General features: G+C 67.9%; 16 protein-coding genes. 10 read left to right on the top strand and 6 right to left on the bottom strand.

Translation table 11 applies throughout. The annotated features are described in order from the left end of the window. The 5 genes from ACXRVZ_RS22470 to ACXRVZ_RS22450 all read left to right on the top strand — a co-directional run. Nucleotides 1-715: aminotransferase class I/II-fold pyridoxal phosphate-dependent enzyme (locus tag ACXRVZ_RS22470; protein WP_458232842.1), on the top strand; the 715-nt coding region annotated here is incomplete at its 5' end. Then, nucleotides 712-1,107 carry a tol-pal system-associated acyl-CoA thioesterase gene (ybgC, locus tag ACXRVZ_RS22465; protein WP_457425777.1) on the top strand — a complete coding sequence of 132 codons (396 nt, stop codon included), beginning with the start codon at nucleotides 712-714 and terminating at the stop codon, nucleotides 1,105-1,107. The genes ACXRVZ_RS22470 and ybgC, both read left to right, overlap by 4 nt. Continuing rightward, nucleotides 1,104-1,778, top strand: coding sequence for a protein TolQ (gene tolQ, locus ACXRVZ_RS22460; protein ID WP_457425779.1), 675 nt, complete (start codon nucleotides 1,104-1,106; stop codon nucleotides 1,776-1,778). The genes ybgC and tolQ overlap by 4 nt, the downstream gene beginning before the upstream one ends. Continuing rightward, nucleotides 1,778-2,212 (top strand): protein TolR, encoded by a 435-nt coding sequence (gene tolR / locus ACXRVZ_RS22455; RefSeq protein WP_457425781.1) that lies wholly within the window; start codon nucleotides 1,778-1,780, stop codon nucleotides 2,210-2,212. Before tolQ ends, tolR begins: the two co-directional genes overlap by 1 nt. A gap of 3 nt (nucleotides 2,213-2,215) precedes the next feature. Next, nucleotides 2,216-3,094, top strand: a complete 879-nt coding sequence (locus ACXRVZ_RS22450) for an energy transducer TonB (protein WP_457425783.1) — start codon at nucleotides 2,216-2,218, stop codon at nucleotides 3,092-3,094. A 78-nt stretch (nucleotides 3,095-3,172) separates the two neighbouring features. Here the strand turns inward: ACXRVZ_RS22450 and ACXRVZ_RS22445 are convergent, their stop codons facing one another. The 5 genes from ACXRVZ_RS22445 to ACXRVZ_RS22425 form a co-directional block, all read right to left on the bottom strand. Further along, nucleotides 3,173-4,453: a response regulator gene (locus tag ACXRVZ_RS22445; protein ID WP_457425785.1), complete on the bottom strand. Its 1,281-nt coding sequence runs from the start codon at nucleotides 4,451-4,453 to the stop codon at nucleotides 3,173-3,175. Between the two features lie 93 nt (nucleotides 4,454-4,546). Next, on the bottom strand, nucleotides 4,547-5,047 hold the full coding sequence (locus ACXRVZ_RS22440; RefSeq protein WP_457425787.1) for a DoxX family protein: 501 nt from the start codon (nucleotides 5,045-5,047) through the stop codon (nucleotides 4,547-4,549). Then, nucleotides 5,044-5,730: an HvfC/BufC family peptide modification chaperone gene (locus ACXRVZ_RS22435; RefSeq protein ID WP_457425789.1), complete on the bottom strand. Its 687-nt coding sequence runs from the start codon at nucleotides 5,728-5,730 to the stop codon at nucleotides 5,044-5,046. The genes ACXRVZ_RS22440 and ACXRVZ_RS22435 overlap by 4 nt, the downstream gene beginning before the upstream one ends. Then, nucleotides 5,727-6,560 carry an MNIO family bufferin maturase gene (gene bufB / locus ACXRVZ_RS22430; protein ID WP_457425791.1) on the bottom strand — a complete coding sequence of 278 codons (834 nt, stop codon included), beginning with the start codon at nucleotides 6,558-6,560 and terminating at the stop codon, nucleotides 5,727-5,729. Before bufB ends, ACXRVZ_RS22435 begins: the two co-directional genes overlap by 4 nt. A 7-nt stretch (nucleotides 6,561-6,567) precedes the next feature. Further along, complete coding sequence (locus ACXRVZ_RS22425; protein WP_458232841.1) at nucleotides 6,568-6,834, bottom strand: BufA1 family periplasmic bufferin-type metallophore; 267 nt, start codon at nucleotides 6,832-6,834, stop codon at nucleotides 6,568-6,570. A gap of 100 nt (nucleotides 6,835-6,934) precedes the next feature. On the opposite strand from ACXRVZ_RS22425, the gene ACXRVZ_RS22420 reads away from it, so the two are divergent. Further along, entirely contained in the window at nucleotides 6,935-7,504 is a 570-nt protein-coding gene (locus ACXRVZ_RS22420; RefSeq protein WP_457425795.1) for a sigma-70 family RNA polymerase sigma factor, read from the top strand. Next, the gene (locus ACXRVZ_RS22415) at nucleotides 7,501-7,695 is read left to right on the top strand and encodes an anti-sigma factor family protein (RefSeq protein ID WP_457425797.1); all 195 of its coding nucleotides are present in this window, start codon (nucleotides 7,501-7,503) and stop codon (nucleotides 7,693-7,695) included. The genes ACXRVZ_RS22420 and ACXRVZ_RS22415 overlap by 4 nt, the downstream gene beginning before the upstream one ends. A 1-nt stretch (nucleotide 7,696) precedes the next feature. Here the strand turns inward: ACXRVZ_RS22415 and pcp are convergent, their stop codons facing one another. Further along, nucleotides 7,697-8,341 carry a pyroglutamyl-peptidase I gene (gene pcp / locus ACXRVZ_RS22410; RefSeq protein WP_457425799.1) on the bottom strand — a complete coding sequence of 215 codons (645 nt, stop codon included), beginning with the start codon at nucleotides 8,339-8,341 and terminating at the stop codon, nucleotides 7,697-7,699. A gap of 101 nt (nucleotides 8,342-8,442) precedes the next feature. On the opposite strand from pcp, the gene ACXRVZ_RS22405 reads away from it, so the two are divergent. From ACXRVZ_RS22405 to ACXRVZ_RS22395, 3 genes are read left to right on the top strand one after another with little or no spacing between them, the layout of a single operon-like run. Continuing rightward, the gene (locus tag ACXRVZ_RS22405; RefSeq protein WP_458232840.1) at nucleotides 8,443-10,965 is read left to right on the top strand and encodes an ATPase, T2SS/T4P/T4SS family; all 2,523 of its coding nucleotides are present in this window, start codon (nucleotides 8,443-8,445) and stop codon (nucleotides 10,963-10,965) included. Continuing rightward, nucleotides 10,962-12,692, top strand: coding sequence for a GspE/PulE family protein (locus ACXRVZ_RS22400; RefSeq protein WP_457425803.1), 1,731 nt, complete (start codon nucleotides 10,962-10,964; stop codon nucleotides 12,690-12,692). The genes ACXRVZ_RS22405 and ACXRVZ_RS22400 overlap by 4 nt, the downstream gene beginning before the upstream one ends. Beyond that, nucleotides 12,689-13,921, top strand: coding sequence for a type II secretion system F family protein (locus ACXRVZ_RS22395; RefSeq protein ID WP_458232839.1), 1,233 nt, complete (start codon nucleotides 12,689-12,691; stop codon nucleotides 13,919-13,921). Before ACXRVZ_RS22400 ends, ACXRVZ_RS22395 begins: the two co-directional genes overlap by 4 nt. Nucleotides 13,922-14,008: the final 87 nt, after the last annotated feature.

Here is a 14,008-nt window from a genome sequence, read left to right as displayed (position 1 = left end):
CTTCCAGCTCGGTGCGGCACAGGTGCGCGAGGCCTGGACGCCGGCCACGCGTGGCGTGCTGCTGGCCTCGCCCAGCAACCCGACCGGCACCTCCATCGCGCCCGACGTGCTGGCCGACATCGCCGGCTTTGTGCGCGAGCGCGGCGGCGTCACGGTCGTTGACGAGATCTACCTGCCGCTGAGCTACGACGAGCACTTCAGCCACAGCGCCTTGGCGCTCGGCGACGACATCGTCTCCGTCAACAGCTTCTCCAAATACTTCGGCATGACCGGATGGCGGCTGGGTTGGCTAGTCCTGCCGCCGACCCTGGTGCCGGCCATCGAGCGCCTGGCGCAGAACCTCTACATCTGCCCGTCGACGCTGGCGCAGATGGCCGCGCTGTCGGCCTTCGAGCCCGAGTCCATCGCCGAGTTCGAACGCCGCCGCAGCGTGCTGCGCGAGCGCCGAGACTACGTCGTGGCCGCCCTCAACGATCTTGGCCTGACCGTGCCTGTCGCGCCCGACGGCGCCTTCTATGCGTGGATCGACATCAGCCGCCACCACGCCGACAGCTGGGCCTTCGCCCACGAACTGCTGCAAAGCGCCCAGGTCGCGCTGACGCCGGGCCGCGATTTCGGCCTGGCGGACCCGCACCGCTGGATGCGCCTGTCCTTCGCGTCGTCGATGGAAGACCTGCAGGAGGCCATGCGTCGCCTGCGTGAGGTGCTGGCATGAATTTCGAGTTTCCCGTCCGCGTCTACTGGGAAGACACCGACGCCGGCGGCATCGTTTTCTACGCCAACTACCTGAAGTTCTTCGAGCGCGCCCGCACCGAATGGCTGCGCGCGGCCGGCGTCGAGCAGCATCAGCTGCGCGAGGACACCGGCGTCATGTTCGTCGTCGCCGCCACCAGCCTGCGCTACGCCGCGCCGGCCAGGCTCGATGACCTGCTGACCATCACCGTCGAACCTGAACCCGCCGGCCGCGCCAGCCTCGTCGTGCGCCAACGCGCACTGCGTGGCGACACGCTGCTGGCCGAAGGCGAGATCCGCATCGGCTGCGTGCGCGCCGACGACCTGAAACCCCAACGCCTGCCCGACTCGGTCGTGGCGGCGATCACCGCATGAACCAAGACCTGTCCATCGTCTCCCTGATCCTGCACGCCAGTTTTGCCGTGCAGCTCGTCATCGCGGGCCTGCTGCTCGTGTCGCTCGCGAGCTGGAGCGTCATCTTCGGCAAGCTCATCGGCTTGGGCCAGATCAAGCGCCGCAACGACGCCTTCGAGGCCGAGTTCTGGAGCGGCAAGAACCTGAACGAGCTCTTCCAATCGGTCAGCAACCGCACCGATGGGGCGCCGCTGGAGCGCATCTTCGCCTCCGGCATGCGCGAGTTCATGAAGCTGCGCGAGAAGCGCGTGACCGACCACAGCGCCCTGCTCGACGCCGCCCGCCGTGCCATGCGCGCCAGCTTCCACCGCGAGCTGGACGCGATGGAGAGCAACCTCTCCTTCCTCGCCTCGGTGGGCTCCGTGTCGCCCTATGTGGGCCTGTTCGGCACCATCTGGGGGATCATGCATGCCTTCGTCGGCCTGTCCAACCTAACGCAGGTGACGCTGGCCACGGTGGCGCCCGGCATCGCCGAAGCGCTGGTGGCCACGGCCATCGGCCTGTTCGCGGCCATCCCCGCCGTGCTGGCCTACAACCGCTTCGCCCGCCAGATCGACCGCGCGGCCATCACGCTGGAGACCTTCATCGAGGAGTTCTCCAACATCCTGCAACGCAACGCGACGCAACACTGATGGCTGGCATCTCCGCTCGAGGCGGCCGCCGGCGCCGCACGATGAACGAGATCAACATGGTCCCGTTCATCGATGTGATGCTGGTGTTGCTCATCATCTTCATGGTCAGCGCGCCGCTGATCACGACGGGCATGGTCGACCTGCCCAGCGTGGGAAAAAGCCGCCAGCAGCCCGAGCACGTCATTCAGATCATCGTCGGCACCGACGAGAAGCTGAAGATCAAGGTCGACCAGCTGGAGCCGGAATCCATTCCCGCCAACCGCCTGGCCGAGCGTGTGAAGAAGGCGCAGGGCAAGGACGCGAACAGCCCTGTCGTCATCTCCGCCGACAAGAACGTCAAGTACGAGGCCGTCGTGCAGGTCATGGACACGTTGCAGCGCGCCGGCATCCAGCGCGTGGGCCTGGCCGTGAAGAGCGGCGCGTCGAGCAACTAGACCATGTCCGCTGCGACCCTGCGCCCCCCCGAGGCTGCCGGCATCGGCCGCGGCCTGACCTTTGCGCTCATCGCCCACGGCCTGYTGATCCTCGCCCTCAGCTCAGGCCTGAACTGGCGCAGCGACTCGTCGCCGTCCTTCGAGGCGGAGCTGTGGTCGTCCGTGCCAACCGTGGCCGCGCCACGCGAGGAGGCGCCGGTCGAGCCCGAGCCGGAAGCGCCCAAGCCCCAGCCCGACACTCGCGCCCAGCAGCGCGCCGCCGAGGAGGCCGCCGCCGAACAGCGCGATGCCGAGATCGCCATCGCCAAGGACAAGAAGCGCAAGGAAGACAAGGCTCGCGAGGACGCCGCCAAGCTCGAAAAGGCGACCAAAGACAAGGAAGCCAAGGACAAGGCCGCGAAAGACAAGGCGACCAAGGACGAGCAGGACCGCAAGAAGCTCAAGGACGACAAGACCGCCAAGGACGTCAAAGAGGCGAAGGAAGCCAAGGACGCCGACGCCCGCCGCGAGGCGCAGCGGCTGGAGAACCTGCGGCGCATCCAGGGCATGGCCGGCGGCACGCCGGGCTCCAGCGGAAACGCGGCCCAAAATTCGGGACCATCTGGTGACTGGATCAGCAAAGTGCGCACCATAGTGAGCAAAAGTCCGAATTTCCCGGAAGGCGAGACCAATCCGACAGTAGAAATTCGCGTCTTTTTGGCACCAGACGGAAAGATTCTTGCCAGGAAGGTAATACGACCAAGTGCTGATCCCGCTTGGGACGAAGCTGCGCTGCGTGGAATCGATAAGGTAGGACAGCTACCCCGAGATGGCGACAAGCGATTGCCCGAATATCTCGATCTGCCAATGTGTCCGCGCAGTGCCGCGATTTGTCCACGCTAGCAAGACCCCGACGGCCGCGCGCCGCCGGTGCTGATCCTCACCTTCCGTCCACGCGAATAGTCGCCAAGGCTCTAGGCTTCAAAGCTCCACGGAGATCGGGCGCCCCGGCAGCACTCGGTGCAACTCGTCGGCCAGTGCCTGAAGGTCCATGGGCTTGCTGAGGAAGCCATCCATGCCGGCTCTCAGGCAGGCATTGCGCCGCAGATCCGTGTCGCCGGCAGTGGCGGCAACGATGGGAAACGGCGGCAGGTTGCCGACGCGCTGCAATGACCGCAGATGCTCGCTGGCTTCCAACCCGTCCATGACCGGCATGTCCACGTCCATCAGCACCATGTCTGGCGGCTCGTCACAGCAGGAGTCGAGCGCCTCGATCCCGTCGCCAGCCACCACCACCTCATAGCCCAAGGCCTCGAGCTGACCCCGGGCGACGATCTGGTTGACGACGTTGTCGTCCACGACGAGCACACGTCGGCTCTCCTGGACGTACAACGGCGTGGGCGATGTCAGCCGCGACAGGGCAGTCGAAGTCCGGGTGTCGACATGCGCGGTGAAGCGCTCCAGTTCCAGCGGGCTGAACGGAAGCACCCGGATGTCGACCGAGCATTGATGCCGGAGGCGCAGGGCGTCGGCGCCAGAGACCACGGCGAGCACCGTCCATAGGCCGGGCAAGGCCTGGGCGATCTGCTCGAGCTGAGGCAGATCCTGGCCGCTGTGCTCCGCGGCGATCATCAGCATCGGTGCCGGAGCAGCCGATATTGCCGCCGTGGCCTCCTCGAACCGCTCGAACGACACCACGTGCCAGCCCAGATGCCGCAACCTCGTCTCGACCGACTCCAGCGCGCCTTGCAGAGGGCTGACCAGCCATGCCACCGAGCCCGCGGCGTCCGGTGCGTGTTCGAACGCCATTTCCTCCGCGGCTACTTCACCGCTCAGTGAAATAACCAATCCGTCCAGTCCGGCATCGACGAACTGGACCGAGCCGGCAGTGGCCGGACACGGCGCCTGCGCTTGCGCCACCAGCCCCTGGGCCACATCGGCATCCTCGGCAAGCAACTGCAGGCGCTGCAACACGCCCACGACATCGGAGGGGCGATGCACTCCCGTGCCGGCGGCGTGGATGACGATGCTGCTGCGGCCATAGACCGGCGGCTCGACTTCCGCGCTGAACATGACGAAGCCCGACTCGAAGCAGTCAACGATGCCGAGCAAGATCCGATGGATGCCGGCACGCAGGTAAGGCCCGGGATCATGAAGCTCAAGGCGCGGTCCGCGATAGTCGAAGTAGGCGACAAGCCCCTTCCTTCTGGCGTGCGGCAGCACGTCGCGCGCGCTCTGGGTGAACAGCTCTGAAAACTCCATGACAGACCATTGCTAACAGTCCGCGAGACTAGAGCAACGCTTGCTGCCAGGCCGTTTCCAGATGTGGCGACTGCTTACAGAAAGTGCCCTGTTTCAATACGCGCTGCCAGCCGCCGGGTTCAGCACCATGCGATCGACGGACCAGCGGCCCGACCCCCACAGCGCGATCACCAAGGCCAGCACGCCCCACAGGATGTGCTGCGCCTCGCCGGCGGCCGAGAGGTCTTCCGCCGGCAGCGAAAGCGCCGCCATCAAGTTGACGACAAACAGCCCTGCCCCGGCGAAGCGACCCGCCAGGCCGAGCACCAGCAAGACGGGTATCGCCAGCTCGCTGGCCGTGCCCGCGTATGCCGCCAGCGCCGGTGGCAGCAGCGGCACCTGGTAGTAGTCGTTGAACAGCGCCAACGTGGACGACCAGTCGCGCAACTTGACCAGGCCGGACATGAAGAAGATCTTGGCCACATAGAGCCGCGCCGCCAGCAGCGCCAGCGACTGCAGGTGGCTGACCAAGGTGTCCAGCGGTGCCGGCAGGCGGGTGGGCTGCAGGCCGGGGTCGGTGAAGGCGCGCAGGGCGGTGGAGATCAGAGCTTTCATGGTGTCGTGGTCCGGTTCGGTGGTGTGGCGCTGACCCTTTGCAGCCAGGCATGTTGGAGCGCGGCTTGCAGCCAGGCGCCGAAGTCAAAGTCGGCTTGCGCGCCCAAACCTTGCACCAGCGCGTCGGCAAGATTCACTTCGTCCAGCAGCGCCTGCATGAAGGCTGCCTCGCCGGGCGACTGGGCCTGCGATTTGGCAGCCCAACCCTCGCGCCAGACGAGCACCGGGCCGTCGCTCTGGGCGATCAAGGCGACGCCGGGGCGAAGGCGCAGCCACAGCTGCTCGGGAGGCGTCGTGCCCAGCAGCGCCAGCGATGGGACGTCCAGTTCGGCATCGGCCGCGCGCTCGGCCTGGTGCGAGGCCCAGTCCAGCCGCGCCAGATCGGTGAGGCCGGAGGCCTCGCCGGCCCGCTCGACGAGAAAGCCTTCGAGCGCCCCGCCCCACTGAGCCAGGTCGCCGCGTTCGGGCGGGTGCGCGCGCCAGAAGGTCCAGGCCAGCGCGGCGAACTCGGCCTCGCCGAGCGCCTCGCGCAAACGTCCGAATGGCACGGCCAGGGCCTGGGCAGACAAGGCCCGCAGGTTGCGGTGGTAAGCCGCGAGACCGCGCTCGGCGCTGGTCAGGCCCGAGGGTGCGGCGCCGCGGCCCAGCAGCGCGTCGACCAGGGCTTGCTGCTCGGCCTTCATCGCTGGACCGCCCTCGCCCGCTCGGCCTCGGCCAACAGCACGTCCAGCGCGGGCACGGCTGTGTCCCACTCGATCAGCGTCGGCACGGCGCCCAGGCGGGCGATGGCGTGCGCGTAGACACGCCAGACCTCGTCGCGCACGCGGCTGCCGTGGTCGTCGATGACGAGGCCGTCGGCCAGTTCGCAATGCCCGGCCAGGTGGATCTCGCCGACGCTGCCGGGGCGGATCGCATCGACCCAGCGCATGGCCTCGTCCGCGGCCTCGTCCGGACCGAAGCCGGCGTTGCGCGCGTTGACGAACAAGTTGTTGACGTCCAGCAGCAGGCCGCAGCCACTGCGCCGTGTCAGCTCGTTGAAGAACTCCGGCTCAGCCAGGGTGTCGCCGACCCAGCCGACGTAGGCGCTGATGTTCTCGACGAACATGGGCCGGCCCAGGCGCAGTTGCACCTGGTCGACATGACTCGCCATCAAGGCCAGCGATTCGTCGTTGAAGGGTATGGGCAGCAGGTCGGCTGCATGCAGACCCGAGCCCACGCGGGCGAAGCAGGCGTGGTCGGACACCCAGCGGGGTTGCACGCGCTCGACCAGACGGGCGAGCCGGTCGAGATGCCAGCCATCCAGCCCGGCCGCCGAACCCAGCGCCAGTCCGACACCATGCAGGCTGACGTCGTAGGCCTCGCGGCCCGCGTCCAGCACCGCCAGCGTGATGCCGCCGTCGGCGAAGAAATTTTCTGAATGGACCTCGATGAAGCCGAGCGCAGGGCGCCCGGCCAGCAAGGTCTCGTAGTGGGGCTGGCGCCAGCCTATGCCGACGCAAGGTTCAGGCGCCATGCCGCGCTTACTTCTTGCCGGGCGCCTTGGTCGAGCCGCCTTCCTTCTCGCACGTGCCCTTGGCGACGTACTTCCATTCGTTGGCGTCCTTGTCGGCCTTGGACTGGCCGGCGCAGGAGTGGCTGCCGTTGGCGGTGGCGCAGTCGTTCTGGCCGGCCTTGGCAATGCCGTAGCACTTTTCCTTGGCGGCCTTGTCCTGGGCTTGAGCCTGGGCGACGAGGCCGAGGGACAGGGCGGCGGCCAGCGCCGAGGACACGAGGGCTTGGTTCTTCATGGACAGGTCTCCAAAAGGTTGGGGGGTGAAAGGCGGCCGATCATCCGGCGGCAAGATTGAAGTCGCAAGACATTGCCCAGTCCTTACACTGCGCGCCGCCATGACAGCAACGCCTGAGTATTGCCGCCAGCTCGAAGCCCTGCGCCCCGTGCTGCTGAAGTACGCGCGCCTGCAACTGCGCAACCCGGCCTGGGCCGAGGACGCGGTGTCGGAGACGCTGCTGGCCGCGCTGGAAAAGCCGCAGTCCTTCGCGGGCAACAGCCAGCTCAAGACCTGGCTCATCGGCATCCTCAAGCACAAGCTCGTCGACCAGATCCGCAAGAACAGCCGCGAGCTGTCGACGACGGCGGCCAGCGACGATGGCGAGGACCTGGACGACCTGCTGTTCGCCAGCGACGGCCACTGGCGCGAGACTCAGCACGACTGGGGCAACCCCGAGGACGCGCTGCGTCAGGTCGACTTCATGAAGGTGCTGGAGGCCTGCGTCGAGAAGCTGCCCGGCCAGCAGGGGCGCCTCTTCATGATGCGCGAATGGCTGGAGCTGGAGTCCGACGAGATCTGTAAGGAACTGTTGATCACGCCGACCAATCTGTGGGTCATGCTGCACCGGGCTCGGCTGAGGCTGAGGGACTGTTTGCAGATGGGCTGGTTCGCTGGAGGGGCGACTTGATCAAGCTGAAAATCACCTGCCGCGAAGCCACGCAGATCACGCTGGAAGCCGAAGACCGCAGCGTGCCCCTGGCCGAGCGGCTGTCGCTGCGCCTGCACCACCGCATCTGCAGCAACTGCCGCCGCTTCTACCGCCAGGTGGAGCTGATGCGCAAGGCCAGCGCGCGCTGGCGCAAGTACACGGACGAGTAGCTCAGTTCGTCGGCGCGCCTTCGTCAGGCCCACCGCTGTCCTCGCCAGCCAGCGCCACGGCCACCGCGAGACGGATCGCGTCGATCTGCGCCGCCAGGCCCATGCTGGGCACCGTCGGCTGAACGCGCGCTGCCTGCTCGGGCAGGGCCGGCAGATGGATGAAGCCGCTGCGCACGCCCTGGCCCGCGAGCTGGTGCTGCAGCTCGAAGAACACCTGGTTGCAGACAAAGGCACCGGCCGACAGCGACAGCCCCGCCGGGTGGCCGGCCGCGCGCAGCGCGTCGCGCATGGCCTTGATGGGCAGCGTCGAGAAGTAGGCCGCCGGGGCCTCGGCGCGCACCGGCACGTCCTGCGGGCGCTGGCCGGCGTTGTCGGCGATGCGCGCGTCGATGAGGTTGACGGCCACGCGCTCGATGGAGATCTCGCTGCGGCCGCTGGCCTGGCCCAGCGCGATGACGAGGCCGGGCCGCAGCGCGGCGAGCGCCTGCGCCAGTTCACCCGGCGCGTCGCCGAAGCTGGTGGACAGGCAGCGAGCGTGCAAGGTCGCGTCGCCTATGACCTGGTTGTGCAGCGCGCGCGCCACCTCCCAGGCCGGATTGATCGTTTCGCCGCCGAAGGGCTCGAAGCCGGTGAGCAGGATGTTCATGCCCTGATTGTCGGGATTGCCGCCATGGCGACCTGTTTTTTGTGGTGCATAGCCGCGTCTCCAGGCCTCCATAATGGCCCGCAACCGCAGCACGAGCATCCATGACAGACCCGTCCGAGCCCCTGCCCTGGACCCCTGACGACGCCGAGGCCACCGCCGGCCCGGCCTCGGGTTTCCTCTGGCCCTGCCCGCCCTACGCGGCCTATCCGCAGCCCCAGGTGCAAAAAGGCGCCGAGGCCTGCGAGATCCTCGGCCTGAACAACAGCCGCAGCGTCGGCCAATTGCTGGCGGTGGACGCCAGCGATCGCATCGTGCGCATCAATGTGCCGCCGGCGCGCAACAGCATGCCGCTGAAGTTCAGTCAGTTCCGTGCCGTCAAGCTGATGCGCGCCATCGCCGTGCCGCCGCGCGAAGAGAGCGATGTGAACGCGCCGCTCAGCGTCGACCAGCGCCCGCGCAGCGACTTCCGCATCGTCTTCAACGGCGGCGACGAGTTGAAGGGCATCACCATCGGCCACCAGCACGACAAGCTCGGCCTCTTCCTGTTCCCGCCGCTGTCCGACGACGACGACTCGGTGCGCCGCGTCTTCATTCCGCGCGAGGTACTGGCCCATTTCGAGATCGGCGAGCGCATCGGCGACCTGCTGCTGAAGGACCAGCTCGTCACGCAGGAGCAACTCGCCGCCGCCGCCGTCGAGCAGACCGGCCTGCGCCAGAGGCGCGTGGGCGACATCCTCGTCGAGCAGCACATCGTCAGCGCCGAGCAGCTGTTGCAGGCCATCGAGCAGCAGGCCAAGATGCCCATGGTGCGCATCGGCGAGGCGCTGCTGGCGCTGGACCTGGTCACGGCCGAGCAGTTGGAGCAAGCCCTGGTGCAGCAGCGCGACGACCGCTCCGTGCCGCTGGGCGAGCTGCTGGTGCGCAAGGGCGTCATCAGCCGCGCCCAGCTGCAGTCGGCACTGGCGCGCAAGATGGGCTATCCCGTCGTCGACGTGGAGCGCTTCGCCATCGAGCCCGATGCCGTGCGCAAGCTGCCCTTTGCCGTGGCCAAGCGGCTGGAGATGCTGCCGCTGGTGCTGCGCGACGGCCGCCTCGTCGTCGCCATGGAAGACCCGACGCGGCGCGAGGCCATCGACGAGGTCGAGTTCATCACCCAGCTCAAGGTCGTGCCCACGCTCACCAGGCTGGGCACGCTGCAGTTCGCCATCCCGAGCACCTACGACCGCTTCGGCGCCGAGGCGCTGCCGCGCGGCAACATCGATACCCTGCCCGATTTCCAGCCCGACTTCTCGCTGGAAAGCTCCAACAAGCTCATGGAAAGCCTGGAGCGCGACAGCAGCGAGCGCTCGGCCAAGGAAGACGAGTCGCCCATCGAGCAGAGCGACAACAGCCTCGTGCGCCTCATCAACACGATGATCATCGAGGCGCACAACCAGGGTGTGTCCGACATCCACATCGAGACCTACCCGGGCCGCGAGAAGCTCAAGATCCGCTTCCGCCGCGACGGCGTGCTGCAGCCCTATCTGGAGCTGCCGCCCACCTACCGTAACGCCATGATCGCGCGCATCAAGATCATGTGCGACCTCGACATCTCCGAGCGCCGCAAGCCGCAGGACGGCAAGATCAACTTCGCGCGCTTCTCGGCCCAGCACAGGCTGGAGCTGCGCGTGGCCACCATCCCGACCAACAACGGGCTGGAAGACGTCGTCATGCGCATCCTGGCCAGCAGCCGGCCCATCCCGCTGGAGCGCCTGGGTCTCACCGTGGCCAACAAGGACGCCCTGCTGGCCGCCGTCGCCCGGCCCTACGGCATGGTGCTGTGCGTSGGCCCCACCGGCTCCGGCAAGACSACCACGCTGCACTCGGCGCTCAGCCACATCAACRCGATAGAACGCAAGATCTGGACSGCCGAGGAYCCGATCGAAATCACCCAGGCCGGCCTGCGCCAGGTCCAGGTCAACCCCAAGATCGACTGGACCTTCGCCAAGGCACTGCGCGCCTTCCTGCGCGCCGATCCGGACGTCATCATGGTCGGCGAGATCCGCGACCAGGAGACCGCCGAGATCGCCATCGAGGCGTCCCTCACGGGCCACCTGGTGCTGTCCACGCTGCACACCAACAGCGCCGCCGAAACGATCACGCGGCTGCTGGACATGGGCATGGACCCGTTCAATTTCGCCGACTCGCTCTTGGCCGTGCTGGCCCAACGCCTGGTGCGGCGCAGCTGCACGGCCTGCCAGACAAGCGAGCCGTTGACCGAGGCGGAACTCGGCGAGCTGCTGGATGACTATCTGCACGTCTTCCCCGCCGACGCGCGCCCCAGCCGGCTTGCTTTGATGGCCGACTGGATCAAGAGCCACGGCAAGGATGGCCGGCTGATGAAGTTCACCAGCCCCGGCTGCCCCAGCTGCGGCCACAGCGGCTACAAGGGCCGCGCCGGCCTGCACGAGCTGCTGCCCATCTCCAAGAACCTGCGCCGCCTGATCCAGACCGGCAGCCGCGCCGAGGAGCTGCACAACGCCGGCCTGGCCGAGGGCATGCGCTCGCTGCGCCAGGACGGCATCGTCAAGGTGCTGCAGGGCGTGACCACCATTGCCGAAGTCCACGCGACTAGCAACGCATGACCACAGAAGCCGTGGACACCGCCGCCGCCCCCCGCCCCAAGCTGCGTCTGGGCGATGTGCTCGTCGAGCAGCAGCTGATCTCGGCCGAGCAGCTCGGCCAGGCACTCGAGCTGCAGCGCGCCACCGGCAAGAAGCTCGGCCGCATCCTCATCGAGGCCAACCTCATCACCGAGGAGGCCCTCGCCCATGTGCTGGCGCGCCAGCTGCGCGCGCCCTTCGTCAACCTCAAGACCTTCCCGCTCAAGACCGACCTCGTGCGCCTGCTGCCCGAGACGCCGGCGCGGCGCTTCCGCGCGCTGGTGCTGGAGGAGCGCGGCGACACGCTGCTGGTGGCCATGGCCGACCCGCTGGACCTGTTCGGCTTCGACGAGCTGGCCAAGATCCTGAAGCGCCGCCTGGCGATGGCCGTCGTGGCCGACAGTCAGCTGCCCGCCGTTTTCGACAAGCACTACCGCCGCAGCGACGAGATCTCCGGCCTGGCCAAGGCGCTGGAACGGGACGTCGGCGACGCGGTGGACTTCGGCTCGTTGCAGGCCAGCGTCGGCCAGGAAGGCGCGCCCGTCGTACGGCTGCTGCAGTCGGTGTTCGAGGACGCGACCCGCGCCGGCGCGTCCGACGTCCACATCGAGCCGCAGGAAGGCGAGCTGCTGATCCGCAACCGCGTCGACGGCCTGTTGCAGACGCTGACGCAGGCCGACAAGCGCATTGCACCGGCGCTGGCCCAGCGCCTGAAGCTGATGGCCGGCCTGGACATCTCCGAGAAGCGCCTGCCGCAGGACGGCCGTTTCACGCTGCGCCTGAGCGACCGCACGCTGGACGTGCGGCTTTCGACCATGCCCAGCCAGTACGGCGAATCCGTTGTCATGCGCCTGCTGGGCCAGGGCTCGGCGATGCGCCGGCTGAGCGAGATCGGCATGCCCGAGGACATGCTCAAGCGCTTCCGCGAGTTGCTGGGCCGTGATTCGGGAATGATCCTCGTCACCGGCCCGACCGGCTCCGGCAAGACCTCGACGCTCTACGCCGCGCTGGCCGAGATCGACGCCGAGCAGTTGAAAATCATCACGGTGGAAGATCCGGTCGAGTACCGCCTGCCGGGCCTGACCCAGGTGCAGGTCAACGACAAGATCGAGCTGGACTTTGCCCGCGTGCTGCGCGCCGCGCTGCGCCAGGACCCCGACGTCATCCTCGTCGGCGAGATGCGCGATGCCGAGACCGCCGAGATCGGCCTGCGCGCCGCCATCACCGGCCACCTGCTKCTGAGCACGCTGCACACCAAGGACACCGTCTCCACGCCCTTCCGGCTGCTGGACATGGGTGCCCCGCCCTTCATGGTGGCCACCTCGCTGCAGGCCGTGCTGGCCCAGCGGCTGCTGCGCGGCGTGTGCAAACACTGCGCCGAGCCGCACCGGGCCACGCCGCAGGAGCAGGCCTGGGTGGAGCAGGTGATGGCGCTGAACGGCGAGACCGCCGCCGTCACCAGCGTGAAAGGCCGTGGCTGCGCGGAGTGCAACGGCACCGGCACGCAGGGCCGGCGTGGCATCTACGAGATGCTGGAGCTGGACGCCGACATGGCCCTGGCCATCCAGAACAGCGATGCCGGCGGCTTCCTGACCGCCGCGCGCAAGGCGCTGAAGGGCAAGACGCTCGCCGACCGCAGCCTCGCCCTGGTGCGCGAGGGCAAGACCTCGCTGGCTGAAGCGGTGCGCATCAGCGTCGATGCTGAATGAGTAACTTCGCTTTCAAGGGCCGCAACGGCCGCGGCGAACTCGTCGAAGGCATCGTCGATGCCGTCACCAGCGACGCCGTGGCCGCCCAGTTGATGGCCGGCGGCGTCGTGCCGGTCAGCATCGAGCCGACGCAGGACGCCGTCGGCGCGGCCGGTGGCGGTGGCTGGCTGCAGGCCCTGCTGGCCAAGCCCGTCACGATGGAAGACTCGCTCGTGCTCACGCGCCAGCTGTACACGCTGCAGAAGGCCGGCGTGCCCATCCTGCGCGCGCTGGCCGGCCYGGAGGCCTCGACCACCCACCCCGGCATCATCAGCCTGCTGCAGGACGTGCGCGCCAGCCTCGACCAGGGGCGCGAGCTGGCTACCGCCTTCGCCCGCCACCCGGCGGTGTTCAGCGCTTTCTTCATCGCCATGACGCGCGTGGGTGAGCTGACCGGCCGGCTGACCGAGGTCTTCAAGCGCCTGGCCGAGCACCTGGAGTTCGAGCTCGACATCCGCGCCCGCATCAAGCAGGCGCTGCGCTATCCCATCATGGTGTTCATCGCCATGGGCATCGCGCTGGTCGTCATCAACCTCTTCGTGCTGCCCAAGTTCGCCGACGTCTTCGCCCACTTCAAGACCGAGCTGCCGCTGATGACGCGCATCCTGCTCGGCTTCTCGGCCTGGACGCTGAAGTGGTGGCCCATGGTGGTGGCTGGCGGCATCGGCCTGGGCCTGGCCTGGCGCAACTGGATCGCCACGGCCAACGGGCGCTACACCTGGGACCGCTTCAAGCTCAGGCTGCCCATCGCCGGCGACATCGTGCTCAAGGCCACGCTGGCCCGCTTCGCGCGCAGCTTTGCGCTGGCCAACAGTTCGGGCGTGCCCATCAGCCAGGCCATGACGGTGGTGGCCCAGACCGTGGACAACGCCTACATCGGCGCCCGCATCGAGCAGATGCGCGACGGCGTGGAGCGCGGCGAGAGCATCTCGCGCTGCGCCACGGCGACCGGCGTCTTCACGCCCATCGTGCTGCAAATGATTGCAGTGGGCGAAGAGACCGGCGAGCTGGACACGCTGATGACCGAGATCGCGCAGATGTACGAACGCGAGACCGACTACGCCATCAAGGGCCTGTCGGCGGCCATCGAGCCCATCCTGCTGGCCGTCATCGGCGCCCTGGTGCTGGTGCTGGCGCTGGGCGTATTCCTGCCGTTGTGGAACCTGGGCCAGGCCGCGCAAGGCCGTTGACCTCTCCTGGCGCGTGAAGCTTGCAACGGATTGCAGGCTCGTTTCAAGGCGCGTGGAACCAGCCGTGCGCAATTCACTTCCTGTCTG

It is taken from the genome of Roseateles sp. P5_E8 (assembly GCF_054177665.1).
Note: the sequence above shows the minus strand (reverse complement) of the source record. Positions and strands in the feature narration are given on the sequence as shown.